The sequence below is a fragment of the Exiguobacterium sp. MMG028 genome (assembly GCF_027947425.1).
Lineage (GTDB): Bacteria > Bacillota > Bacilli > Exiguobacteriales > Exiguobacteriaceae > Exiguobacterium > Exiguobacterium aestuarii_A.
Window position 1 is genome coordinate 1209839 of sequence record NZ_JAQJIN010000001.1, and the last position, 26032, is coordinate 1235870.

The following is a 26032-nucleotide window of genomic DNA, read 5'->3' on the forward strand; positions in this document are numbered from 1 at the left end:
AAAGAAGGAATTCACCAATGGCAACTACATTCGAAAACAATACATTCAAAGACGTCATGTTCGGTCGTAAATCAATCCGTGTCTATGACGAGAACGTGAAAATCTCACAAGAAGAGATGCTCGAGATGATTCAGGAAGCAACGACTGCCCCATCATCGGTCAACATGCAACCATGGCGCTTCGTCGTCGTCGAAAGCCCAGAAGCGAAAGCGACGCTCAAGCCGCTCATCCGCTTCAACACACGTCAAAACGATTCATCTTCTGCGATGCTCCTCATCTTTGGAGACATGGAGTGCTACGAGTACGGCGAACAAATCTACGATCAAGCGGTCGCAGAAGGCAAAATGCCACAAGAAGTTCGTGACCAACAGCTCGGCGCAATCATCCCTTACTACAAAAACCTCTCGAAACAAGAGATGAACGACATCGTAAAAATCGATGCGAGTCTCGCAGCGATGCAATTCATGCTCACAGCACGTGCACACGGCTATGACACGAACCCAATCGGTGGTTTCGAGAAAGACCAACTCGCTGAAGCGTTCGGTCTCGACAAAGACCGTTATGTACCAGTCATGATCTTGTCTGTCGGGAAAGCTGCAGAAGAAGGTTACGAATCAGTTCGTCTTGACGCTCAAACGGTCACATCGTTCAAATAATTCACCACACAATCGGAGGAATCAACCATGATCTTAGTCAACGCCACATTCGATATCCAAGCATCACAACGCGAGAACTTCTTGCGTGACATCCAAGTCTTAATCGACTCATCAAAACAAGAAGCGGGCTGCGTCGGATATGACCTATATGAGTCAACGTCTGTCGAGAACCGTTTCGTCATGATCGAGAACTGGGAAGACCAAGCTGCTCTCGAGCAACACAACCAAAACCCTGCCCTCATCAACTTCGCACAAAACGTCGCGAACTACGTGTCTGCGAAACCGGTCGTGCAAGTAGCATCGGTCAACTAATATGTCGACGCTCACCATTGTGCTCGGGACACTCGTCGCCATCGAGTTCTTCTATATCTTCTATTTAGAGACGATTGCGACAGCGTCTTCCTCGACGTCACGTGTCTTCCGTATGTCGAAAGACGAACTGAAGAGAGACTCGGTATCGGTTTTGTTCAAAAATCAAGGAGTGTATAACGGATTGATCGGGGTCGGGCTCTTATACGGGCTATACGTCTCCCCCAATTCGGTCGAGATTGTCACTATGATTCTGACCTATATTATTCTCGTTGCCCTATATGGCAGTATCACGAGTGACAAGAAGATTATCCTGACACAAGGTGGGCTCGCCATCTTGACGTTGGTATCGATGTTTATGTCATGACAGAAAAAGCGTTCGACCTGGTGAAAAGGTCGGACGCTTTTTTAAACACTTGATGTTTAGCACTAGTGATTTTTATTTATCATTTAACTCGTCCTGATTCATCAACCGGTGAATATGAACAGCTAAATACGTTAACTCGTCATTCGGTATTTCTTTTTCATGCACTTGCTCGATATACGATTTCACTTTAAAAGCTACTTCCATCGCATTAGGATAAAGGGTCGCGATTTGATTGAATAACAAGTTATCTTTCTCGACTAACAGTTTATCTTCATAAAAACGTTCAACGAAGAATTTGACATGAGTGATAAAACGCGTGTAATGAATACTTTCTTTATCCATTGAGATATTCAAGGAATAGCGTACCATGTTAACGATTGCGCCAATTAATTTAGCATAGTTCATTCCTGCACGTGAACTCGATTCCTCGCTTTGTGCATTAATTAAGTGAAACGCAATGTTGGCAGCTTCTTCTTTTGGGAAATCAACTTTCAAGGCGCGATTGAGTAAGTCGACCGCATAAGTACCAATTTCAAACTCGACCGTATAATAGTTCTTGATTTCCCAATACACGCGATTCGTGATGTTGATATTTTTTTGATGACGCTCTACTGCAAAGTGCAAGTGGTCCATGAGTGTGAAATAGATTCCACTATTCAACTTCGTCCCTAATTGTTTTTCAGCATGAGCAACGATGTCTTGGGTCAAACTTAAATAGATATTTGGAATTGAGTCAATTAGATGAATTAACTCTTTCGCCTTCGGGTTATCGACCGACATGTAAATTTGATCGGCGCTCTTTCGTTCAACCGTGTCCCCTACCTTGCGACCAAAACCGAGTCCTTTCCCAAAGAGGATGAAGTCCTTTTGTTCTTCATCCTCGACCAAAACTACGCTCGAATTCAATACTTTTTTGATTTTAATCACAACTTACACCTACTTTTATTTTGGCGTGGTTTCGAAAAGTGATGCCCCATTCGTTTCGATGACTTGTTGATACCAGTAGAACGAATCTTTCCGACGACGTTCGAGCGTTCCGTTCCCCTCGTCATCCTGATCGACATAAATGAAACCATATCGTTTCGACATTTGGGATGTCCCAGCACTTACAATATCAATCGGCCCCCAACTTGTATAACCTAGCAATTCTACACCTTCATCTATGGCAGCTTTCATTTGTCGGAAGTGAGCTTTAAAGTAGTCAATGCGATAAGAATCATGAATTGTTCCGTCTGATTCCACTTGATCGACTGCACCCATCCCATTTTCTACGATAAGGAGCGGTTTTTTATATCGGTCATAGAGCTCAAGTAATGAAATTTTAAGTCCGAGTGGATCAATTTGCCATCCCCAATCCGTTGCAGGAAGGTATGGATTTTTGACCCCCATGATTGTGTTTCCTGCAGCTTTTTCAAGACCCTCTTCTGCCGACTCAGTCAATGACATGTAATAACTGAATGAGACGAAGTCGACTGGATTATGACGCAATATGTCTAAATCACCTTCTTCGAAATGAAGTTGAATCCCTTTATTCTCAAACATACGCAGCGTTAATGCTGGATACTCTCCGAATACTTGTACATCAGCGTAGAAATAATTGTGTAAATTTTTCTTAAGCGCCACCTCTACATCTTCTGGTTTACATGTATGAGGATAAGTAGTTAATTTTGTCAGCATACAACCGACCTGGCTCCCAGGAATAATTTCATGACAGCTTTTTGTCACGAGTGCTGATGCAACAAATTGATGATGCAATGCTTGATATACAAGTTCCTCTTCTTTCCCAGGCGGGCATTGATCTGGAATGATACCTGCCGTTGTGAATGGGTGACGATTGATACTATCAATCTCATTAAAAGTGAGCCAATATTTCACAAGTCCCTTGTATCGATTGAAGCAAACATCACTGAAACGAACGAAGTGATCAATGACATCACGATTAACCCAACCATTATACGCCACACTTAAGTGAAGAGGCATCTCATAATGGGAAAGCGTCACAATCGGTTCAATGCCATAACGTTTCAATTCATGAAAAACATTGTCGTAAAATCTTAGACCGTCCTCATTCGGTTCAAGTTCTTCACCTGTTGGAAAAATTCGACTCCAAGCAATAGATACCCTTAATGTTTTAAAACCCATTTCTGCGAATAATGCGATATCTTCTTTGTAATGATGATAAAAATCAATACCTCTTCGTTTAGGATAGATAGTATCCGTCTTATCTGCCATCGCCTCGCTTACACTCTTTGTCGTCACCCCAACATGACCGTCATAGTCATCTAAACTGAGGTTTGCCTTGAATGTTGCGACATCTGCAACGGATAAACCTTTTCCATCAATGTTCCATGCCCCTTCTGCTTGGTTGGCTGCAATTGCGCCTCCCCATAAGAATCCTTTTGGAAATGTCTTGTTCATGTTAATTCTCCTCCTATTGGACGTAACGTCATGATTGTATCGTGTTGGCTGACAGACTGAACTGGTGGCACAATGACTTCGTAACGGTCTTTGTTTGTGACGATAGCAAGTGTTACCGGATCAAATCCTGCATTCTGAATTGCATCAAGATCAAATTCTACAAGTAAATCTCCAGCCTTCACAGATTGCTCAGGCTGAACATGGGCTTTAAAATACTTTCCTTCCAATTGAACTGTATCAATCCCGATGTGGAATAGAACATCTGCTCCATTTTCCGTCTGCATTCCCACCGCATGTTCCGTATCCATTACAACGCGGATTGTACCGTCGACCGGTGCATACAACTTTCCTTCGGCTGGGACAATGGCAATCCCGTCACCCATTACTCGTGAAGAGAATATTGAATCGTTCACTTGTTCCAAAGAAATCATTTGTCCCACGACAGGACTTTTGAATGTTTCTCGACTTCCAATTTCATCAGCAAAGTGTTGCTCTGGTAACTCTTCTTCTTTGACCTGATCTTTTCCAAGTAAAAATGCTGAAACAAATGCAACTACAAACGAAATTCCGAAGCCAGCGATTGCATAAAGAATATTTCGAGGTAATTCTTCAGAAATAAACATCGTCAAACTTGCCAAACCAGGACCTACAAGTACGAAAGCCTGGAGTCCGACGATTCCAACGAATGTACCTCCGACGAACGATCCGAGCATGACACTCCCAAGCACTTTTTTATTTTGTAACGTGACCCCATAAAGAGCAGGTTCTGTAATTCCGAATAATGCAGAAATTCCTGCAGAGATTGCTGTTGCTCGCAAGAGCTTATCTTTAGTTCGGATAGCAACTGAGAAACATGCACCACTCTCAGCAACGTTATGTGCAAGGGATGCGGGGAGATAAAGGACCTCCTTCCCGAGTTCTCCCATTGTCGTGACCGCGTACGGAATCATTGCCTTATGCATACCTGTTGCTACCATAAGCGGGAGAACCGTTGCTAAAAGACCAACTGCAATCCAACCAACCTGTTCAAAGATGAATAAAATAAGTGAAGCAAATTCTTGTCCGATTCTAAAACCGAATGGACCGAGTAATAGAAGACCAATCGGTACCGTAATCAAAAGTGACATCATCGGCACGAAGAAAATTCGAATCGGCTTTGGCGAGACCTTTGTAATGGCTTTTTCAACTTGTGCATATAAAAGAACAGTCAAAATAGCCGGAAATACTTGATATGCATAAGCGATATTTACAATATCGAACGTAAATAATTGAGCGCCTTCAGCTAGCATCGCTGACATGTTTGGCAACAGCATCGCTCCGACTGCTGATAAAGCGACTAGTGAATTGACCTTTAATTTGTTCGCTGTTGTCACAGCGACAAGCAGTGGTAAGAAGTATAGTGGCGCATCTCCTACCAAATTCAATATTCTATACGTTTGTCCATCTGAATCCATCCAACCAAACAATGCTAAAAGTAAAAGGAGTGACTTTAAAATTCCTCCCCCGGCGATTGCAGGGATGAGTGGTTGGAAAATCCCAACGATAAAATCAAGGATTGTTGGTCCAAGCTTTTGCTTTTTCTTAACTTCGGGGTTGGTTGAATCAACTTCCCCGATTAAATTCCGGATTTCGTTATATACTTCAACGACTTCGTTGCCAACGACCACTTGGCATTGTGCTGTCATTCTAACAGCCATGACACCCGGTGTTTGTTCAAGCTTTTTCTTTTGCACTTTCGAGTCGTCTTTCAACGTAAAGCGAAGGCGTGTTGAACAATGCTCAAAATGAGAGATGTTTTCTTTGCCACCGATTAAATGCAAGACATCTTTTGCGACTTGTTGATGGTTCATTTGCTTTGCTCCTTTTGCAAGACACATCCCTGAAGACAACAAAAAAGGACCTAAAATCGTAATGAGTCCACACTTGGTCTCAAAACAATTTTAGATCCTGCCTGCATCACCAGTCACATGTCTAAATGTGATATTTAGTTCTGACGTCAGTATAAAACGAAAAAATGTAAGCGTCAACATAAAAATCATATTATTTCATTTAGGAGACCATTTATTTAAGTGTCTAATCACTTTGGATTACTGCATGTAAGGAAATTTGAAAAATACCAATCACTACGCTTGATGTAAATACTGCCCCCACATCGCTTCATCGACGACAAAGAACGCCTCATGAGAACATACCGCGAGCACGAACGTATCCCTCGCATAAAACATCAAGTCTTCTGGCAGTTCTGGATGGACCCATCTGAACAATGAGTCACCATGCTCTTTTAGAAACTGTGCTGTCCGATAATTGATATGGAACGAATATAGATACGCCGTATCTCCAGGCAGTCTTGTCGTCTCCCATTCACTTACGATGGTTCGTTCCATCAAATCCCAACGAATCTCTTCCGTCAGTACATCCATATACGCCAGGCGCTCTTCTTCAATCTCCATTCGGCGCCTGTCTTCCACGAACGCAAAGTGAGTGCAGTGCTCAAGCAAAGTATCGATGAGCGCCTCATAGCGCTTCCCCTTTATATCCTGAGTGATCATCAGCATGTTTCAAGTCTCCTATGGCGAAGAAACAAAGATACCCGTCTCTTCCGTAATCTCGAATGAATCTTGATTCCATCTCACTTCAATCTTCCCGACTCGTTCTGGTTCTTCGACACTTCGGTATAATCGCCTGACCTCCATGTCGAAAGTGAAAAAGCCACTGGACTGTTTCATATACCCTTCTTCATTCACATATGTATTTGTCTGATCCCCAATCAGCGTAAATGCGTCACAGCTCTCATCTTCACATTGTACCGAATAGGTTTCCTCGAACCAGCTTATAAAGTCAGCTTCATCCGCTTTTGTCGGATACATCGGTGCCGCCCAGACTCTAGCTACAATCAACACAATAAAACCGAAGAACAACCATTTTTTCATATACTCTCCCCCGCTCTCACTATCCAAAGTCTACCATATCCAAATCATCAAATAAAAAAACCGCCCTGACCGAAGTCAGAGCGGAATTGATATCTTATAAGACGAAAATCGCTGCAGATACACCGACGACACCGACGAGCGCCATCGCATATACCGGCACACGTGGCATTTCGCCTTTGTTGTCGAGTGCTTTCCCGAACATGTAGAAAACGATTGGGTGCACGAGGAACGGCATCGAGAAGATGAGCGGGATGAGAAGCGATGCTTCCGTCCCGAACATTCCGCCTTGGACCGCTGCGAACAAGCCGAAGTGCGAGATTGCTGACGACTGTGCCATCGTCGTGTAATCAAATGCAATCGTGCTGAACGTCAAGATGACGAGACCACCGAAGACGGCCATCATCTGCCATCCGAACGAGAACTGCATGAGGGCTTTGACTTCTTTGAAGTCTTCCCCGTTCGCCGCGCGCAAGTTTTTCAACGCGAGCGCCGTGAGCGCGAGACCAATCAAGACAATAATCATCGTTGGCCAAATCCAAAGCGCGCCGTTGTCGGCACTGACTGCGAGAATTGAGAAAACGAAGATGTGTCCGAAGAACGGGATGTTGATCATGATTGGCGCACGTTTCGCCGCCACTTGACCGAAGTCCCCAGCCGTACACGCACCTGTGAGACCACTGTGTGAAAGCGACCCCGCCATACCTGGCGCGAGGTTACGGATGTGACCCGTACGAGCGAACCACATGATGAGTGCGATTCCACCGAACATCCAGAACAACTGACCGAAGAAACCGTACACGAGAATCGAGTTCATACCTTCAATCGCGAACGCGTCACCGATTCGTGAACCACCAACCATGAAGTTGGCAGCCAAGACGACCGGGATCCCTGCGAAGAGAAGCGCGCGGACAGTCGGTCCATACGTCCAGTTATGGAAGATGGCACCGAGTGCTGACGAAATCAACATCGCGAAGAAGATTTGCGGAAGTGCGATGATTGGCTGAACTGCTGTCGCAATCAAGAACGAGACGAACAAAATGACAAGCAAGAGGACTGTCTCGATGACACCTTTTTGCATGTATACTTTCTTGTCCTGAATCTGTGCTTTATGGTCGATGAGTAAGAACGACACAGCGAGACCGAGAAGTGCGAGGATTGGGTAGTAAAGCGCAATCCCTTCTGCCGTACCTGGCTCGATTGCCATACGGAAGAACCCTTCCAAACCGACGAGCAAGAAGAACGAACGGAGGATAAAGATGAACTGCGTACGTCCTGTCCCGAGGAACATTTCCTCTTTGGCAGGGACGACGATGTCCTCCATGTCGAGCGTTTGCTTGCTCAAAATCTTACGAAGTTCTTGTCCACCAACGAAGAACGAAACGACTAATGCGATGATCGTCGTCCGTGACAAGAAGTCGACGAGCGGGAATTCAGGAAGACCCGGCGTCGCGATACCGAGCTCGACCATACCGAATCCGAGACCGAGACCGAAGATGACGATGACGAGGATTGGCGAGAAGCGCGTCCCAGCCACGACCATACGAGATAAAATGACCATCGGGATGATGAAGGCCATAAGCAACCAGAATTGGTTGATGAGTTGCATTTGAGATAATTGCTGTACAAGTTCCATTGACTAACCCCTAACATAATTTTTAGCACACAATATCGAAGTGTACAGGAATGAACATTGTGTGACAATAGGGTGTGATGTTTTGTAAACATTGAAAGCGGAACCAACTGAAATGGTTCCGCTTTCGTTAATTATTGGATTGTCTGAGACCCCAAATGCCTTTATTTCCTGTGGATTGAACTACCTCCACCTATTCTTCACTTGGAGGTGGAAGATTCCTGAGTTATCCTCTCTAACGAGAGAAACCTGATCAGGCTAGCCCCGTCGTCCCGACGGTTGAAGAAGCCAACATTCGCTCGGCTTCTTTTCTGAGGTTCTGTCCTGCGTTCACATCACGGTCGTGGTGGACCCCGCAGTTCGGGCATGTCCATTCACGCAAGCCGAGATGCTTCACGTCTTTGTGTTGATGGCCGCAACTCGAACACAATTGGCTCGAGGCGAAGGTCTTCCCGACCGTCACGACGGTCTTCCCGTACCAGTCGGCCTTATACTCGAGCATGCGGAAGAACGTCGACCAGCTGACCTCGGAGATCGACTTGCTCAGCTTGCGGTTCTTCTGCATGTTCTTCACCTGCAGGGTCTCGATGCCGATGACGTCGTGGTTTTTGACGATCTCGGTCGACACCTTGTGCAGGAAGTCGGCGCGTTTGTTGGCGATTTTCTCATGGATGCGGGCGACCTTCCGCTTCTGCTTCTGGTAGTTCTTCGCCTCGGAGAGTGTCACCTTCTTGTTCAGGGCGATGCGCTGACGACGGGACAACTTTCGTTGCTCCCGCGCGAGCTTCTTCTCGAGCATACGGAAATAACGGTCGTTTTGGTATACGGTTCCGTTTGATAGGATGGCGAAGTTCTTCAGCCCGACGTCGACGCCGACCGATGAACCGGTCTTCGGCAGTTCACCGATCTCCTGCTCTACGAGAAGGGACACGAAGTATTTGCCCGAAGCCGTGCGTCGGATCGTTGCGTTTAGGATGCGACCCTCAACCTGTCTCGAGTTAGCGAATCGCACCCATTTTAGCTTCGGAAGCTTAAGTCGATTTCCGACGATCGAGAACTCAGGGAGCTGGGACTTTCCCTGGATGTTCGCCGTGTAGGATTGAACAGGGTTTCGCTTCGACTTGAAACGGGGATGATTTCCCTCCTTCTTGAAAAACTTCATATACGCGTCGGCCAGGTGTTTGACACTGTTCTGGACGGCCGTACTGTCAACTTCCGTCAACCAACTGAATTCTTGCTTGAGTATGGGAAGTTCTTTCGAGCAGGCATCATACGACAATCCCTTGCCAGTCGCTTCAAATGTGGCGTCCCATTTCGAAAGAAAGTGGTTGTACACGAACCGGGAACAGCCGTTCGTCTTGATAATGAGCAGCTCCTGTTTTTTTGTCGGATAGATGCGAAATCTGTATCCCCTATGTGTCAACATATGATTCACCTTCTTTAGGAATTTATATCCATCAAAATTCTGGCGATTCATAATCAACTCTCAATTGAAATTTGTTAATTCTACTTGTTAACAATTTTAACGGAGTTAATCAGACAATTTAGTTAGAACCATTATTTCTTCAATATTTTCAATTTCAAGTGCTTCTGCAATAGAAGCTAAGTGATTAAAGTTAATTACTGTACGAGTTCCTCTAATTATGTCGCTGATAGTTGCCTCTCTAACACCAGATAATGAGGCTAATTCTTTTTGAGTAATTTTCCTATCATCTAATATTTGTTTTAATTTGATTTCAACCTTATACATATATTTTTTCTCCTTTACAAAATCAGTCATCCTTGCCAGAAGCAAGGATGACTTTGTTTAGAGCGCTCTTTCTACAGTCATAAACAAAATATCCCAAGCATTAGTATCTTTTCCGACTGAGTTCGGATTGTTACCTACAGCTTCTGTATATTTCATTATTTTTGATGCCGATTGTTCCCTTACTTCGCCATAAACTTGAAAAATATCTCTTTTCCATTCATATTTTTCAGTAAGTTCATTATATTTTACTGCGGCCCTAAACGATGCAACTATTGGGTAGAGAAGGCCATCTGGGACTTTGTAGAAAAGATCTGCTTCCCCAAATTTTGACTTACCTACCACCTTGCCATCTTTGTATCCAGAATATTTTTTGCCACCGTAACGTCCACCTGTAGCATTGTATGATTCTGGAAAATCTCTTTCTATAGTATCAAATAAATCAAATATGTCTGTTGCAATATTCGAAAAAATTTCATAATAATCAGGGTTTTGCAGGTAATCGTTAAGGACTTTCGCCTTACTACTGTATGCTTGAGTTGGATGAACATTATCTGAATATTTTTTACGATCAAACATGGCTAAAATTGCAATTATTTCTCTAGCATCAATCATTTTGACTTTTGGAGCTAGTTGTTGATTTTGTTTAAATGCTATTCTTGAGAAAAATGGCATACCACCAATTGCATCTTTAATCGGTTCAAACTTATTACTTAATTCTGCCAATGATTTGTCATCTACTTGAACTGATGTGTTTCTAGCGGCAGCTAAAGGTTCAATAATTTCCTCTACACCTACCATTATTTCAAATGGCATATATTGGTTTAGCCCCACTTTTTGATGTGCCAAAGCAATTCTTAATGAATGCCCCCCATCAATATTTCCATGTTCATACTCATCATCTAGAAAAAGTGTCATTTCACCTTTTTTAGTATCGTAAATCACTCTTTTTGCAGAAATAACTACGCCACGATTTTTTAAATGAAAATCGCCATCATTACTTAATAAAGACTCCTCAATGGCTTTCGCAACCGCAGTAGTCAATTTTTGATCGCGCGGATTTGGTCCATACGAAATATTATGTGGAATATCGTCAATGTGAACATAGCACACATATTTTTTTCGCTTATCTTTCTGGTGCGGATCCTCTAATTTTCTAAATTCCTTAGCTTTAATTTTCAGCATTGTCATGTTTTTTCCTCCTACGTAAGTTGTAGCCTAATCAACTTCAGAAAGTTCGATAGGTTCAAATACAATATATCGCAATTTCGTAATTACGTCAAACTGTATTTAGTTTCCGAAATTTTTGTATAAAAAACCGAGTGAACACATATTATTGTGAATCACTCGGTTTTTTATTTACTGTCCATCTCTCGATAAATGTTTGTCCAGAAATAAATTATTTAGCATTGCCAAATTAATAACAAAATCCATAGACTCAAAAGCATCTCTTAGCGGCTTTTTCGCTGTAAGCCAACCTTTCCCATCAGTTACCCATAAAAATTCTATATTTGGAGCAACTTCTTTCAGATACGCATTGAAATCTGCAAATTCTCCAGAAACTGATTTTAGTTTAGAACCGCCACCACCGTAATAATTCACTTCCATCAAAAATAGTTTATTTTGTTGTGGAATAAAAATTGCGAAATCATGATTTCGTCTTGACTCTTTAAAAGGTACTTCTATTCCCCATTTCCCTTGGATCACATTTGCATTAGCTTGAGCTAAATATTCAAAACCATTCTCTTCGCAAATTTTCTTAATCTTTTTCTCAACGAGTAACTCCATATACGTCCCACTTCGATTTTTTCTACCGTTACTATCTAAACCAACTTCAATCCCGTATGCATAATCTACAAGACTTTTTGAAGCTTTAGATTTCAAAAAGTCTAACAATCCAGCTTCGTTCATAAATTTCACATATAAATCAATATTTTTTTCATCTACATCTGCAAAATTAATACTTTCAAAATCTAAATTTTCATTTTCATCTAGACGTAAAATATCAAATTGATTATCTCGAATTGCTAATAACGTAGGAATTGCCTGAACTAGTTTAGGATTATCAGATAATAAGTTAAACGTTTCTTCGTAAATATTATCCTTACCTACCAAATAGGTTAAAGTATGAAGATATACCTCAATGTTGGAGATATTTCTATATACTTTCTCCCAATTTGTATAATAGTCAGGAGTTCGATTCGTTGGGCTTAGAGAATTCATTAATAAATCAAATTTCTCATCTTTATTTAGCCCGATAAATTCATTGTAGCTAGGTACATCGTAAGACATTTTCTTATCCTCCAAATCATCAATGTGATTTAATAATTCAATGTGAGTGAAATCGCTAACAATCAACAATTCTGAGACCTTACTCCGACTCGTTCCTTTTGCAGCGATAGCTCTTGCAGCACTAATTCGATAAATCTCAAAGTTTGGTCCTTTTTGTCCATATAGATCATCAAAGAAATTATCCTCTTTAGTTTTTTCAGCGCCGTTATGAGGATCCGAATTGCTGATCGCTACGTACGCACCTTTTTTAGAAATGCGCTCGCAAAATTTCGCAAGCTCCACCTGATCATTATCATTAAATCCACTTTTACTATAAGCATTGAAGCTTGCAGTTCCAGAAATAGGACGATAAGGAGGGTCGAAATACACCAATGTATATTGATAATCTTTAAGATTCTTTCGTGTAAGAGGTTCAATATACTCTTCTGCTTGTTTGTAATCGCTCACAACCAAATTTACATTTTTAAGTATTTTACTAATCTCTAGTAAATTATCTAAATCATATAAATTGATCGAATCTCGTTTACCAAATGGAACGTTATATTGCCCTTTACTATTTTCACGATATAGCCCATTAAAACAAGTTTTATTAAGGTAGATAAATCTACTTGCTTGTTCAAAGTCTACATTTATTTCTAACCGCTTCTTATCATGAAAACTATTAAAAATCTCTCTGATTTGATAGAAATGCTGTGCCTTTTCATCTAATTCTTCTAAAGAATTATATTCCGTTTGAAGTTTATCTAACTCATTTATAATTTCCTTTACATCATCTCTTATCGCTCTGTATGCATTTATTAATTCTGCATTGATATCCATTAAAGTTACTTCTGAAAATGTATATTTGTTTGATAAATAAAAGAAAAATGCTCCTCCACCAACAAATGGTTCAATGTAATTGCTAATATTCTCAAAACCTATTGAGTTTTCAATTTTTTCTTCTATTATGGGAGCTAATTTCGATTTTCCACCTGCCCACTTTACGAATGGTGTTGCCATTGTTCTGTCTCCTCTTTTGATGTGTTGATTTTATCTTCAATTCTCAACTTTGCTAATTTCACGTATTCCTCTTCAATATCAATTCCAATAAACTTTCGATTTAATTCAATTGCTGCAACTCCAGTAGTACCACTACCCATAAAAGGATCAAGCACCACGTCAAATTCCTTTGAGCTTGATTCAATTATTCTTAATAGAAGATCCAAAGGTTTTTGTGTCGGATGCTTTCCAAACTTCTTCTCACTTTTTTTAGTAATAGAATAAGTCCAGACGTCTTTCATTTGTTTACCACCGTTACGTTCTTTCATTAACTTGTAATTGAACGTAAATTTACTGTCTTTATTTTTAGCTGCCCATAAAATTGTTTCAGTACTATGAGTAAACATTTTACAGCTTAAATTTGGAGGTGGATTAGTCTTCTGCCACGTTATATTATTAATGATTCTCATGTTCAATAAATTCATATTATAACCAACTGAATAAATGTTATGTAACGTACCTGAAACCCAAATACTTCCTTCAGGTTTTATAATACGAGAACACTCTTTTAAAAAAGTGTAATTGAACTCATCAGGAGTCATCTCTTTAGATTTGTCCCAACTACCTTTATTAACCGATACCATTTTCCCAGAGTTACAAGTAACTCCATCATTTGAAAGAAAGTAAGGAGGATCAGCAAAGATTAAATCTATACTATTGTCAGGAAACTCTTTTAAAAATTCTAATGAATTTTTATTATACAGTTCAAATCTTTGTGATAACTCAAAATTGTTCATTTTAATCCCTCCTTAGAAAATCACAAAGATATTATAACATAAATAAGAAAGTACGTTCGCTTTTCGATTTTATAAATCATTTTGCTAGATAAATAAAATATTTATATACATCTATTTACAGTTGACTTCGATACTGTCTGGTTATGTTCAAAAATAGTAACTAGGACGCTTAACCTATCAATTCGATAGAGTATATATTAAAAACTTTTTAGACGATTTGAGACCAGTATTCTATAAAACTTAAATCGTTACTGAAGGCATTCATGGTTGTCTAACGATATGTTTTGGTATTGAACACCAAGAGGTTAGTTCACTCTTAGTCAGTAATCCATACAAATACACCTATCCCATTAGAATTATCCTAATAAATAGCCTTTGTAGGCGGAACAACGTCTACCTTGAGACCTATTATGGGTCAATCCTGCATTTTTCTAGCATGAACTTGTTATTTTTGCTCTTCCTTTTGCAGTAAGTGACGACTTAGTCGTAATTTTGATGCTGATGTAGGCTCTTTATTTCATCAAGTTTTCAATGTGTTAAGTGATGTTGAATCTTATTTACCACATCCAGAATGTAATTTAACAGATAATGAGCCTTCATTGTTTATTTCCACCAACCTATTCTCCCCAATATATAGCATTCAGTTTTTCGTATAAACAAATGCTTATTGAACGCATAAAAAAACTGCACCCAATTGTTAGAAAAACTAACAATTGGGTGCAGTTCAAATCAGATAAATGGATTTGTCATTTCCCTTGTCTAGCTTTTGAGGAAGATAAGTTTATGAATTGTTCTTTTTTAGTAACAAACTCATCTTGAATTATCTGGTAATTCTAAAGCGTTTAGGGGGATTTCTTCAAAATAATATTGGCATCCAACTTCATTTATATATGATAGTTCATCATTATATCTAACATCATCAAAATACGGTGATAAGCAATAAATAAATTCTACTTTAGAAACCAGTCCATCTAAAAGCTTTTCATATTGCTGTTTTTTAAAATGACAAGTTGTAATTTTTTCATCTACTGAACCAGCAACTGTCTGTTTTTTAACTTCTATAATATTCATAGTTTCAGTACTTTCTATAAAAATAGCTTGATCGGGAAGTATTTTTCTACCGATTCTTGACTTATATTTTACTCCCTTCTCGTTCAAGAATTCTGAATATAACTTACTTTTGGGATATGCAGATGCAATCTTTTCACCATCGTAAAAAATCTCACTTTTATTTTTTATAGAGTACCCTTCTACTGTATCTAGGCTATTTAAAATATCTACTTTTTCTTCATAAAGAATACCCGTCACTGTAGAGTTTCCCTTACCACCATTTTTTATCATTTAAATACCTCCTAATAAGTAATAATATTACTTTACTATTATTATTTTCTTAATCAAGGATAATTTAGATTTAATGGTAAATCATTTTTTAAAATTCGATTTTATTAATAATATAACTTTATAGAAAAATAATAATATTATTTCTGCAAATTTTTATAAATAACTTTAATCCACCTCAAACGCCTTCACATACGCCACATGATCTAACATCACAATCAACTCGTCCTCAAATTGTACGAATCCATCGCTCGCATGCCGAAATGATTGGTAAATCGACTCCAATGCCTCATATCGTGTATCAGCTTCCACCATATACGTCAGCACTTCTTCATTAATTAAATGGAATTCAATTTCGAATGATTTCATCTTCTCTCCTCCTCACTCTTCTATACCCGCTCCCCCATTGAAAAAAATACAGCTATACATTGGAATGTTTTTCCTCTAATCTGAAAATAGTCAGAATATTACGTCCTCTTACATATTTTCACTAAATATTAGTTAAAGGAGAGATTTAACGATATGGCTTATCACTTCACATGCGAACACTTAACAAAACGGTTTGATACGGGTGACGTCAAAACGGTCGCCTTACAAGACATCAACCTCCGCTTCGAGCATGGGGATTTTATCTCCATCATCGGACCATCGGGGTCTGGGAAGTCGACTCTCCTCAGTCTGATCGGTACACTCGACCGCCCGACAGAGGGCACGTTGCTCTTCAACGACGAACCGATCTCGACACTCTCTGCGAAACAACTCGCGGACTTCCGCTTCGAGAACATCGGCTTCATCTTCCAACAGTTCCATCTCATCCCGACACTGACAGCGCTTGAGAACGTCATGTCTCCGCTCTTCGGACGAAAAGTCGATTACGACGTCCATGAACGTGCGCTCGAACTGTTGAAAGAAGTCGGTCTCAGCGACAAAGTCGATTCGTTACCGTCCCAACTGTCAGGCGGTCAGCAACAACGCGTCGCCGTCGCCCGTGCCCTCATTCATCGCCCGAAATGGCTCCTCGCCGATGAGCCGACGGGGAACCTCGATACACATACGGGTGACGTCATTTTTGATCTATTAATCCGATTGAATCGGGAGAACGGATGTGGCGTCCTGTTCGTCACCCATGACCCGGAACTCGCTGACCGAGCCAACCGAAAAATCGAGATGCGCGACGGGCAGGTCGTTGCCATGAGCGACGTCCATCATGCTTAAGTTCATTTGGAACTCGTGGTGGCGGAATAAAGAACGGTTCATCCTGCTCATGGTCGGGATGCTCATCGTCAGTACCGGGCTCAGCTACCTTCTCGGCGTGACCCAGGCGAATAACGGGACCGTCGTCAACGAGCTACAGAAGCGTTGGGACTCGTCTTATCACATCGTCGTCCGTCCGGAAGGCAGCCGAAGCGTGACGGAAGATTTGAACTTGCTCGAGCCAAACTATATGAGCGGACTCGAAGGTGGGATCACGCGCGAACAATACGAGACGATTCAACAGATTGCCGACATCGATGTCGCAGCACCGATTGCCATGATCGGGTCGACTTATTCGAGTTCGTTCACGCAAACGCATACGTTTGATAAAGCGGGTCTCTATCGCCTCAAGATGAATACGCTCATCGATACGGGCATTGAAAAAATCAATGACTTCCAAGACTTGAAAGCCTACTTTTGGGTTGGCTGGATGCCAAACGGCGATACCACCCATATCGGCATCGGCCCGACCGCCCTGAACGAAGAGTTTCCACTCAATTATGGGAGCGACGTCATGCTCGCCGGGATTGACCCGGTCGCCGAAGCGAAACTCGTCGGGTTAGACGATGCCGTACAAGCGACAGAGTTCAGTCGTTACTTCAATGAAGAAGACCTCCCAGAGCCTTACGATGAAGAGGTCATGACGATCCCGATTTTAATGAGTACAAAAGATTATGTCGATGCCTCGATCAACTACACCATCGAAGAAGTCGATGCCGATACGAGCGACGCAGAAAAATTCATCGATACGTATTTAGAGAACGGAAAAGAGGAATACCTGGATAGTTTGGAAGGGACAAAAGTCGCCTCATACGACTTTACAGCACAACAAATGCACGACAACATCACGAAACACATTCTAGAAGGAAAACCGCAGCCACAAGACCCTCGTCTCACCATGGAATATACGTGGATTGCCGAGAAGGCATCACCGCTCGTCTATGAAGGTGTGACGAGTCCGTTCCCGAAACGTTGGCCATATTCGTATCAAATCAAGCCGTTCCTCGCTGAGGGGCGCGTCGCTTATGGCCAAGAAAGTATGTATCGCAAGTCCAATTTATACGCGGAAGACCTCAACGATGCGCCGAAAGTGAGATATAACTACATCGGACTATTCGACCCATCGAAACTGAAGCTGTCAAAAGATCCGTTGACGGAACTTCCGATGGAGACATATTTCCCGGCAAGCGCCGAATGGGTCATGAATTCGAAAGACGAGCCGGTCAACCCACCGACGACCGTTAAACCGACGAATAACCCGTATAGCTTCTTGACGAAGCCACCTTCGATGTTGACGACACTCGATGCGGCGTTCGCCATCGCCGGTGACAAGGCCATCTCAGCCATTCGCGTCAACGTGAAAGGCGTGGACGTCTTGAACGAAGAAAGTGAAGCGAAGCTCCAAGCGGTCGCCACAGAGATTGAGGACAAGACCGGTCTCATCACCGACGTCACGCTCGGTTCGTCTCCACAATATGCCGTCACGTATCTCCCAGGATTAAAAGGAGAAAGTTCGCTCGGTTGGATTCAGCAGCCATGGATTAAAATCGGGTCGTCGATCACGATTTTCCAAGAAGCGAAACTCGGCTTCTCCGGTGTCGTCGCGAGCGTCATCCTCGTCGCGATGTTATATGTGTTCAGCTCGAACATCATCATGTTGTACGCACGGAAGAAAGAGTTCGCCATCCTCTTGTCGCTCGGTTGGCGTCCGAGTCAGCTCTCGAAACTGTTATTCTTAGAAGCCACGATCCTCGGGTCGATGGTCGCGCTCATCTCGTGGATGATTCTCGGGACGTTCCTTTGGACGGCAGCCGGCTCGACATCGATTACCCGTATCCTCTTGATTGGACTCGCCGGTCTCTTGATTTACTGGCTCGGGACACTGATCCCGATCCGACTCGTCCGTCGCATCAAGCCATATGAAACGATGCAGTCCGGTGAAGTCTCAAAAGGACGACGTCTTGGCCGCTCGCGCTCAAGCGTGGGCATGAGCTTAAACCAACTCGTGACGTATTGGCCACGTACGTTGTTGTCGATTCTTGCCATCGCCTTACCGACGAGTCTCTTCGGCTTCTTCTTGTTCGTCACGTTCCGCCTCCAAGGTGTCTTGTATACGACGTGGATCGGGGAATTCGTGGCACTTGAAGTCGGGACAATGCATTACGTCGCCATGGGTGTCGCCTTACTGATTGCGATGCTCACAACAACCGAGATCATGTGGCAAAACGTCTCTGAACGAAAACCACAACTCGCCGTCTTGAAAGCGCTCGGTTGGCAGAATACGTCCATCCGTCGTCTCGTCTTGACAGAAGGCGCATTGACCGGATTCTTCGCCGGACTACTCGGTGTGACGTTCACCATCATCATCGTCACCATCATGTATCAACAGTTCCCGACGTCAGAGCTACCATTCTTGTTTGTGACCATTCTCATCCCGGTCGTGACAGGTGTCTTAGGTGCACTGCTTCCTGCTGAACGTGCGGTACGCATCACACCGGCTGAAGCCATCGGTGGGCATGTGGTCAACCAAAAACAAGTCGAGAAACGCTTCCGCTTCGTCCTCGGAACGACAGCGACGGCACTCGTCGTCGGAATCATCAGCTTGTTCGTCTTCACGTCACCAGAAGTCAAGCCGGTCACGGAAGAGGCGAAATCGACACCAGCCCCGACCGCACAGACGACGGGTGCGAAACAGGCCGACTTGAAAGACACGAAACCGAAAGAAGCCAAAGCCACCACACCGAAAGAAGATGACCTTCAAAAAATCATGAACCTTGGCACGTTCCAAACGTTTATCGGGGATCCACAAATGAAGAAACGTGAATTCCAAGTGGGTGAACCTGTTTTCGCCTCTCCGGACGGAACCGAACCGGAAGATGGTAAGCTATTCGTGAGTCTCCCGCTCTCCCTCTTCCACTCAGATGACGGTCAAGGTGGCTATATGGAATATCGTCCAAACGGATTCCGTATGTATACACCAGATGGGACAAAATATAGTCCAGTCGATATGGTCAACCACAACAAAAAAGCGTTCAAGAACGGTTTTCGTTATTTCACAGGCGAGAAATCTGAAGTTGATTTAGTCTTCCTCGTCCCAGAGAAAGAGAAGACGCTCGTCTTGTATGCGTCAAGCGACGCCATGCCGAAAGTGTATACCGTCAAAATTGATGTACCGTAAACGAAACAACGTCGCCCCTGAGTCGAGGCGACGTTGTTTTTATTCGGCTTCTTCTACGATTTCGACACGTACCCCCGTGTCCCCGACTTTCCCTAAATCTTCTACGGTCGGGTCTTCATACGCCAGGACATGAAACTCCTGCTCGATTGTGCGGATGACATAATGCGAAAGCGTCCCCCGCTCGCTGTTCACTCGATTTGTTCCCATCTCTTCATGTACGTATGACATGAAACGGGACGTCGTCAGCTTCACGATTGGGTAATCGTTCCATAATCCTTCTTCCTTCAGACCGTGCTCTTCAAGTGTTCCAAGAAAGAGCGCATACTGTTCGAAACGGATCCGGATGCGGTCACGCTCAGCACCCCATGTGAGGAGCATCGTCGGGTCCGGAGCTCCGAAGAACGTCCACTCTAGAGGATAATACGCTTCATTCTTCATTTGGAAGGATTCCGTGTCGAGTACGTAATCCGTTGCCGTCATGAGATGGTGTAGATCAATCATTCATTCGCCCCCTAGTCAAAAAGCGATGCCTCACGACATCGCTTTCCATTCAATAAAAGATATACCACAGTGCCGCTGCCACTAAGAACAGCCCGGCCCCGATGAACAAGATTTTTGCCAATCGTTCGTATACCATGTCTTCACCTCACCAATGCCGCGCCGACGACGAGGGAGACCCCGATCGACAGCAAGAATGCCAACAGTCCGACGGCGATATTTCCTTTTTGAATCTCGTCGTTCACCTTCAGTGTCGGTGTCAAAAATTCAAACAACCAATACGTCGCGAGGAGCAACATGAAGCCGAATCCTCCACCGACGAAAATGTCGATCGTACTATCATGATAGCTCTCGACCACACGAAAGATGTTGGCGAGACCGACAATCTTCCCACCTGTCGCCAAGGCGACAGCGATATTTCCTTTTTGAATCTCGCGCCAGTTGCTGTATGGCGTCGTCACCTCGAAGATGGCAAGACCGACGATAATCATCAGTCCCGCCATCGAATAGAGGCCGAACGACTCCAGCATGACGGCAAACGTAATCGTACCCATTCCCGACTCCCCTTACTTCAGTTCGACGACCGTGACACCGAGTCCACCTTCGCCCATTCCTCCCGGGCGTTGACTCTTCACGTGACGATGTCCTTTTAAAAATTCTTGTGTCGCCTGACGCATCGCTCCTGTACCTAAACCATGGATGATCCGGACGTTGTCATAGCCCGACACGAGTGCTTCATCGATATACTTATCTAGACGCATGAGACCTTCCTCGACACGGACGCCGCGGAGGTCGAGCTCGGACTTCGTCGAACTCTGACGTTTGAGCGAGCTTCCTTTCGATTGAAGCGGCTTCTCATTCGATGGACCGATCTTCTGAAGGTCGTCCGCTTTGACGTTCACTTTCATGATGCCGACTTGGACGTTATACTCATTGTCGTTGATTTGTTTCACGATGTAGCCTTTTTGGTTGAACGTGGTCACTTTCACTTCTTCGCCTTTACTGAACGTACGTTTCTGTTGGGCTTTTTGTTTCACTTTTTGGATCTTTTTATCTTGAAGCGTCGGTTTGGCCGACTCGAGCTCTTTCTTCGCCGCGATAATCTCGTGCTCTTTGACGATGCCCTGCTCCCGAAGCTTCTTCAAGCGGTCGATGACTTCGTTCGCCTGACGCTTCGCCTGTTCGACGGCCTTCTCGGCTTTCGCCTCAGCCGCACTGTACAAGTTGTCGCGTTCGCGCTCGAATTCGGTCATCTTCGCTTCGAACGCTGCTTGCTCTTCTTCGAAGTCATGGCGTTTGACGAGGAGTTCTTGTTCGAGCTGTTCGGCGCGTTGTTTCGCCGCTTCGAGCTCGTTGATCATCGATTCGACCGATTCGGCGTCACTACCGACGTGGCTTCGCGCCTTGTCGATGACTTGCTCGGACAATCCGAGGCGACGGCTGATCTCGAAAGCGTTCGAGCGACCCGGTACACCGATCAAGAGACGGTACGTCGGGCTGAGTGATTCAATATCAAACTCCATCGAGGCGTTCATGACGCCTTCGCGGTTATAGGCGTATGCCTTCAGTTCTGAGTAGTGTGTCGTCGCCGCGACACGTGCCCCGCGACGTTTCACTTCATCGAGAATCGCGATGGCGAGAGCAGCCCCTTCTTGCGGGTCCGTCCCGGCACCGAGCTCATCGAAGAGGACGAGTGACATGAAGTCGATCTTGTCGAGCATGCCGACGATGTTCGTCATATGCGAGCTGAACGTCGAGAGACTCTGTTCAATCGATTGCTCATCGCCGATATCGGCATAGACGGCGTCAAACACAGAGAGTTCTGTTCCGAATTCTGCTGGCACGTAGAGGCCTGACTGCACCATCAACTGGAGGAGTCCAATCGTCTTCAACGTGACTGTCTTCCCGCCGGTGTTTGGTCCGGTAATGACGAGCGACGTATAGTCTTCGCCGAGCTCGACCGTGATCGGCACGACCTCATCTTTCGGGATGAACGGGTGACGTGCTTGTTTCAACTTGATCTCACGGTTGTCGTTCAACTTCGGCTCGGTCGCTTTCATCTCTTGTCCGTAAGCGACTTTCGCAAAGATAAAGTCGAGTTCGGCCAACACATCGAGGTTCGTCATGATTGCATCATGCACCCCACCGACCTCGTTCGAGAGTGCACTCAAAATCCGATCGATTTCAGCGCGTTCCTTCAAGCGAACTTCTTGAATCTCGTTGTTGATCGAGACGATGGCTTGCGGCTCGATGAAGAGCGTCTGACCGGAAGCCGACTGGTCATGGACGATTCCGCCAAACGCTTGACGGTACTCTTGTTTGACCGGCACGACATAGCGGTCGTTTCGAATCGTGACGATGGCGTCTGAAAGCATCTTCGCGTTGTTGCGGAGGATGTTGTCGATTCGTGAACGGACACTGCCTTCATAGCTTCGGAGCTGTGTCCGAAGTCCCCGAAGTTGTGAGCTCGCCGAGTCTTGGACCGTCCCTTGGTCATCGATTGCATGACGAATCGACTGTTCGACTTCGATGAGCTTCGTCAACTTGTCCGCATACTCATCCAGACGTGGAATCCGAATCTCTTCGTTGTCCTCGTGCAGCTTCTCGAAGAAGTTCTTCACTTGACGCCCGCCATACATGACGGCGGCAACGGCGAGCAGTTCGCTCGTCGAAAGGACCGAGCCGATGGCGGCCCGCTTCACTTCCGCGCGGACGTCTGTGAGCCCACCGAGCGGCAGACGGTCACGGAGACGCACGACCTCGGTCGCCTCTTTCGTTACATTCAAATTCGAGAGTACCCGGTCGTACGAGTAGTCCGGTTGCATCTTGAGCGCCAAATCTTTCCCGAGCGAGCTCGACGCGTGTCCGGCAAGCTGTTGGCGCAATTTTTCATATTCTAATACGCGTAACGCGTGGTCCATCTAGCATGTTCCTTTCTATCGCTTCGCCGCAAAGAACGCCTTGGCGTCTTCAAACGAGAAGCAGTTGATAATATCCGATGGTTCGAGATAGGCTTTCCGTGCGTGTAACACGCCGAGTGCCATATCTTCCATCATGTCCGGGTGGTGTGTGTCGGTGTTGATCATTACTTTGACGCCTGCCGCCTTCGCCTTCTTCAGCGTCGAGGCCGTCAAATCGAGGCGGTTCGGGTTCGCGTTTAACTCGAGCGCCGTCCCCGTCTCTTTTGCGAGGGCGATCAACTTGTCCTCGTCAATCGGATAACCGTCGCGGCGACCGATGAGTCGTCCCGTCGGATGCGCGATCACGTTGACGTATGGTGAACGGCAAGCGTTCTCGAGACGTGCCATGATTTCGTCGACGGATTGGTCCATCTTTGAATGGATCGAGGCGACGACATAGTCGAGCGTCTCTAAAAATTCTGGTTCGTAGTCGAGCGTCCCATCAGGACGGATATCCATCTCGACGCCACGCAACACGTTCATCTCATGTTTCTTTGCGGCTTCACGGATCTCCTCACCTTGTGCCTCGAGTCGATCTTCGGTCAAGCCATTGACGAACGTCAAATACTTCCCGTGGTCGGTGATGGCCATCCACTCATAGCCGCGTCCTTTCATCGCCACGACGATCTCATCGACGGTCAACTTCCCGTCCGACCAGACCGTGTGCATATGCGCATCTGCTTTGATGTCCTCGAGCGTGACGAGTTTTGATAAGTCGTGCTCGAACTCAGCGTGTCCTTCCCGAAGTTCAGGTGGGATGAACGGGAGACCATACCGCTCGAACAGCTCTTCTTCCGTTTCAGGTTGCCACAGTCCGTCTGCCGTTTCGACTCCGTACTCCGAAATCGACTCCCCTTTCGCTTTCGCGAGTTGGCGCATGCGGACGTTGTGGTCTTTTGAGCCCGTGAAATGGTGAAGCGTCGCGGCGAATGCGCCCGGCTCGACCATACGGAAGTCGACCGACACCATTTCCTCACGTTCGAGGACGAGCGATACTTTCGTCTCCCCTGCCGCGATCACTTCATTGATGAACGGCAAGGCGAGCAACTTCTCCCGAAGTGCGATCGGCTCCTCGGTCGCAATGATAAAGTCGAGGTCTTTACACGTCTCTTCTGCTCGACGGAAGCTCCCCCCGACCGAATGACGCAAGACGAGCTCTTCTTTCTCCAACACGTCGTTGATTTCTTCGACGATCGGTCGCATGACCGCATAGGCCAATCGTTCCGGACGCGACTCGAGGTTCTTCGCTGCGGCGAGTAACTTCTCGACACTCTTCGCGCCGAATCCCGGGAGCGAAGCCGCCGTCCCGTCTTCAAGTACACGGATGAGAGACTCTAAGTCGATGACCCCGACTTCTCGAAGTTTGGCGAGTTTCTTCCCGCCGAGTCCTTGAATTTTCAAGAGCTTCATCAAGCCGAACGGGATCTCTTCTTGCAGCGCCTCGAGCACTTCGCTGCGACCTGTATCCCGATACTCCTCAAGGACGGCAGCCGTCCCTTTGCCAATCCCTGAGATGGACGTCAAGTCGTCGATGTCCTCGAGCTCGAGGTCTGTATTCTCTAGAGCCGTTGCGGCCTTACGGAACGCATTGATTTTAAACGGGTTCTCCCCTTTGATTTCCATATATTGCGCGATCTTCTCGAGCAACATCATCGCTTCTACTTTATTCATATGCTTCCCCCTCTTCACACAGAAAAGACCGAGATACAAGCACTAGCTTGCATTCCGGCCTGTCGTGTCACAACATCTTATTTGAAAACCAATCCGATAGATATGGCGTGTCTTGAATGATAAATGTCGCAAGCGACGAATTGTCGACGGCATTTTGAACGCCTGCCATCGGCACGAATGCAATCACCCAAAGGATGAAGAATGTGATGACATATGCCTCGAAGAATCCGAGGACTGCTCCGATCAACCCTTTTAATTGGCGCAAGACTGGCAAGTCCGTCAAGAAGTCGAGCATCGCCAAGATGAGATGCAAGACGAGTTTCGTGATGAGGAACAAGACGACGAACCAAAAGACATTGTAAAACGTCATCTCAATTCCTGAAAGCGAGTTGAGGTCCAAGACGCCGCCAGGTAGCGTTCCATCAAGCTGAGACGGATACGGGATCCAGAGCTTGAACGCTTCGGCTAAATCTTTATAGTACGTGTTCGCGACGAGAAAACTGATGATGAGCGCGACCCAATGGCCGAGCTGTAGAATCGCGCCACGACGGAAGCCGTTGACGATTCCAATAAACAAGAAAAACAATATAAGTAGCGTAACCATGGATTGATTTATTCTCCCATATTTCGTTTAGTTTTGACGTGGTCGCTCGCGATTTGAATCGCAGCCAAGACCGCCGCCTGACGAGCATCTAAATGAGGGGATTGTTCACGAATCTCGCGGATCTTACTGTCGACCAAAAAGCCTACTTCCCTCACATGATCAGCGGGTTCTTCGCTCACGATCGTATAGTCTTGACCCGCAATGTGAATCGTTGTTCGTTGTAACTGCACGCGCACCCCTCCTTTACGTCTGTCAGCATTAATCATAACATCGTTTTTATATTAGGAAAAGGAGAAGCCCCTTCCCTTGATATGTACAACATTTTCTATTACCCTTCTATGAAGTTGTCAAACGTCTTTCTTCAGGAAAATTGAAAGAGATGGTGGCATCATTCCGTAAAATGTG

24 protein-coding genes are annotated in these 26032 nt (G+C 44.9%); 5 read left to right on the plus strand and 19 right to left on the minus strand.

Annotated elements, in window-relative coordinates:
• Nucleotides 1-17 precede the first annotated feature (17 nt).
• Genes PJK55_RS06350 through PJK55_RS06360 form a run of 3 tightly spaced genes read left to right on the plus strand, consistent with a single transcriptional unit; the run spans nucleotide 18 to nucleotide 1332 of the window.
• Entirely contained in the window at nucleotides 18-656 is a 639-nt protein-coding gene (locus PJK55_RS06350) for a nitroreductase family protein (protein WP_271305136.1), read from the plus strand.
• Nucleotides 657-683: 27 nt separating this feature from the next.
• A complete protein-coding gene (locus PJK55_RS06355; RefSeq protein WP_271305137.1) occupies nucleotides 684-968 on the plus strand; it encodes a putative quinol monooxygenase in 285 nt (94 codons plus the stop codon).
• Nucleotide 969: 1 nt separating this feature from the next.
• Nucleotides 970-1332, plus strand: a complete 363-nt coding sequence (locus PJK55_RS06360) for a DUF1304 domain-containing protein (protein ID WP_271305138.1) — start codon at nucleotides 970-972, stop codon at nucleotides 1330-1332.
• 72 nt (nucleotides 1333-1404) lie between these two features.
• On the opposite strand, the gene PJK55_RS06365 is transcribed toward PJK55_RS06360, so the two are convergent.
• The 13 genes from PJK55_RS06365 to PJK55_RS06425 form a co-directional block, all read right to left on the minus strand.
• Entirely contained in the window at nucleotides 1405-2259 is an 855-nt protein-coding gene (locus PJK55_RS06365; protein WP_214739571.1) for a PRD domain-containing protein, read from the minus strand.
• Nucleotides 2260-2274: 15 nt separating this feature from the next.
• The gene (locus tag PJK55_RS06370; protein WP_214739569.1) at nucleotides 2275-3750 is read right to left on the minus strand and encodes a glycoside hydrolase family 1 protein; all 1476 of its coding nucleotides are present in this window, start codon (nucleotides 3748-3750) and stop codon (nucleotides 2275-2277) included.
• A complete protein-coding gene (locus PJK55_RS06375) occupies nucleotides 3747-5600 on the minus strand; it encodes a beta-glucoside-specific PTS transporter subunit IIABC (RefSeq protein WP_271305139.1) in 1854 nt (617 codons plus the stop codon). The genes PJK55_RS06370 and PJK55_RS06375 overlap by 4 nt, the downstream gene beginning before the upstream one ends.
• Nucleotides 5601-5873: 273 nt before the next feature.
• Complete coding sequence (locus PJK55_RS06380) at nucleotides 5874-6305, minus strand: stage III sporulation protein AH (protein WP_271305140.1); 432 nt, start codon at nucleotides 6303-6305, stop codon at nucleotides 5874-5876.
• 12 nt (nucleotides 6306-6317) lie between these two features.
• Nucleotides 6318-6680 carry a hypothetical protein gene (locus tag PJK55_RS06385; protein WP_271305141.1) on the minus strand — a complete coding sequence of 121 codons (363 nt, stop codon included), beginning with the start codon at nucleotides 6678-6680 and terminating at the stop codon, nucleotides 6318-6320.
• A 94-nt stretch (nucleotides 6681-6774) separates the two neighbouring features.
• The gene (locus PJK55_RS06390) at nucleotides 6775-8313 is read right to left on the minus strand and encodes a hypothetical protein (RefSeq protein WP_271305142.1); all 1539 of its coding nucleotides are present in this window, start codon (nucleotides 8311-8313) and stop codon (nucleotides 6775-6777) included.
• Between the two features lie 250 nt (nucleotides 8314-8563).
• The gene (gene tnpB / locus PJK55_RS06395; RefSeq protein ID WP_271305143.1) at nucleotides 8564-9736 is read right to left on the minus strand and encodes an IS200/IS605 family element RNA-guided endonuclease TnpB; all 1173 of its coding nucleotides are present in this window, start codon (nucleotides 9734-9736) and stop codon (nucleotides 8564-8566) included.
• Between the two features lie 105 nt (nucleotides 9737-9841).
• Nucleotides 9842-10060, minus strand: a complete 219-nt coding sequence (locus PJK55_RS06400) for a helix-turn-helix domain-containing protein (RefSeq protein ID WP_271305144.1) — start codon at nucleotides 10058-10060, stop codon at nucleotides 9842-9844.
• Between the two features lie 57 nt (nucleotides 10061-10117).
• Nucleotides 10118-11248, minus strand: a complete 1131-nt coding sequence (locus tag PJK55_RS06405) for an AIPR family protein (protein ID WP_271305145.1) — start codon at nucleotides 11246-11248, stop codon at nucleotides 10118-10120.
• A gap of 168 nt (nucleotides 11249-11416) precedes the next feature.
• Nucleotides 11417-13348: a DpnII family type II restriction endonuclease gene (locus PJK55_RS06410; RefSeq protein WP_271305146.1), complete on the minus strand. Its 1932-nt coding sequence runs from the start codon at nucleotides 13346-13348 to the stop codon at nucleotides 11417-11419.
• A complete protein-coding gene (locus PJK55_RS06415; protein WP_271305147.1) occupies nucleotides 13330-14124 on the minus strand; it encodes a DNA-methyltransferase in 795 nt (264 codons plus the stop codon). Before PJK55_RS06415 ends, PJK55_RS06410 begins: the two co-directional genes overlap by 19 nt.
• An 810-nt stretch (nucleotides 14125-14934) precedes the next feature.
• On the minus strand, nucleotides 14935-15465 hold the full coding sequence (locus tag PJK55_RS06420) for a hypothetical protein (protein ID WP_271305148.1): 531 nt from the start codon (nucleotides 15463-15465) through the stop codon (nucleotides 14935-14937).
• 165 nt (nucleotides 15466-15630) lie between these two features.
• Nucleotides 15631-15831 (minus strand): hypothetical protein, encoded by a 201-nt coding sequence (locus PJK55_RS06425; RefSeq protein WP_214757262.1) that lies wholly within the window; start codon nucleotides 15829-15831, stop codon nucleotides 15631-15633.
• A gap of 153 nt (nucleotides 15832-15984) precedes the next feature.
• On the opposite strand from PJK55_RS06425, the gene PJK55_RS06430 reads away from it, so the two are divergent.
• Entirely contained in the window at nucleotides 15985-16677 is a 693-nt protein-coding gene (locus PJK55_RS06430; protein ID WP_271305149.1) for an ABC transporter ATP-binding protein, read from the plus strand.
• Nucleotides 16670-19894: an ABC transporter permease gene (locus PJK55_RS06435; protein WP_271305150.1), complete on the plus strand. Its 3225-nt coding sequence runs from the start codon at nucleotides 16670-16672 to the stop codon at nucleotides 19892-19894. The genes PJK55_RS06430 and PJK55_RS06435 overlap by 8 nt, the downstream gene beginning before the upstream one ends.
• A gap of 39 nt (nucleotides 19895-19933) precedes the next feature.
• Here the strand turns inward: PJK55_RS06435 and PJK55_RS06440 are convergent, their stop codons facing one another.
• From PJK55_RS06440 to zapA, 6 genes are all read right to left on the minus strand, one after another.
• A complete protein-coding gene (locus PJK55_RS06440) occupies nucleotides 19934-20395 on the minus strand; it encodes a hypothetical protein (RefSeq protein ID WP_271305151.1) in 462 nt (153 codons plus the stop codon).
• Nucleotides 20396-20535: 140 nt separating this feature from the next.
• A complete protein-coding gene (locus tag PJK55_RS06445) occupies nucleotides 20536-20946 on the minus strand; it encodes a DUF350 domain-containing protein (RefSeq protein WP_271305152.1) in 411 nt (136 codons plus the stop codon).
• A 12-nt stretch (nucleotides 20947-20958) separates the two neighbouring features.
• Nucleotides 20959-23313 (minus strand): endonuclease MutS2, encoded by a 2355-nt coding sequence (locus PJK55_RS06450; RefSeq protein WP_271305153.1) that lies wholly within the window; start codon nucleotides 23311-23313, stop codon nucleotides 20959-20961.
• Between the two features lie 15 nt (nucleotides 23314-23328).
• A complete protein-coding gene (gene polX / locus PJK55_RS06455) occupies nucleotides 23329-25023 on the minus strand; it encodes a DNA polymerase/3'-5' exonuclease PolX (protein ID WP_271305154.1) in 1695 nt (564 codons plus the stop codon).
• 67 nt (nucleotides 25024-25090) lie between these two features.
• Nucleotides 25091-25627, minus strand: coding sequence for a CvpA family protein (locus PJK55_RS06460; protein ID WP_271305155.1), 537 nt, complete (start codon nucleotides 25625-25627; stop codon nucleotides 25091-25093).
• An 8-nt stretch (nucleotides 25628-25635) separates the two neighbouring features.
• Nucleotides 25636-25857 carry a cell division protein ZapA gene (gene zapA, locus PJK55_RS06465; protein WP_015881047.1) on the minus strand — a complete coding sequence of 74 codons (222 nt, stop codon included), beginning with the start codon at nucleotides 25855-25857 and terminating at the stop codon, nucleotides 25636-25638.
• Between the last annotated feature and the right edge of the window lie 175 nt (nucleotides 25858-26032).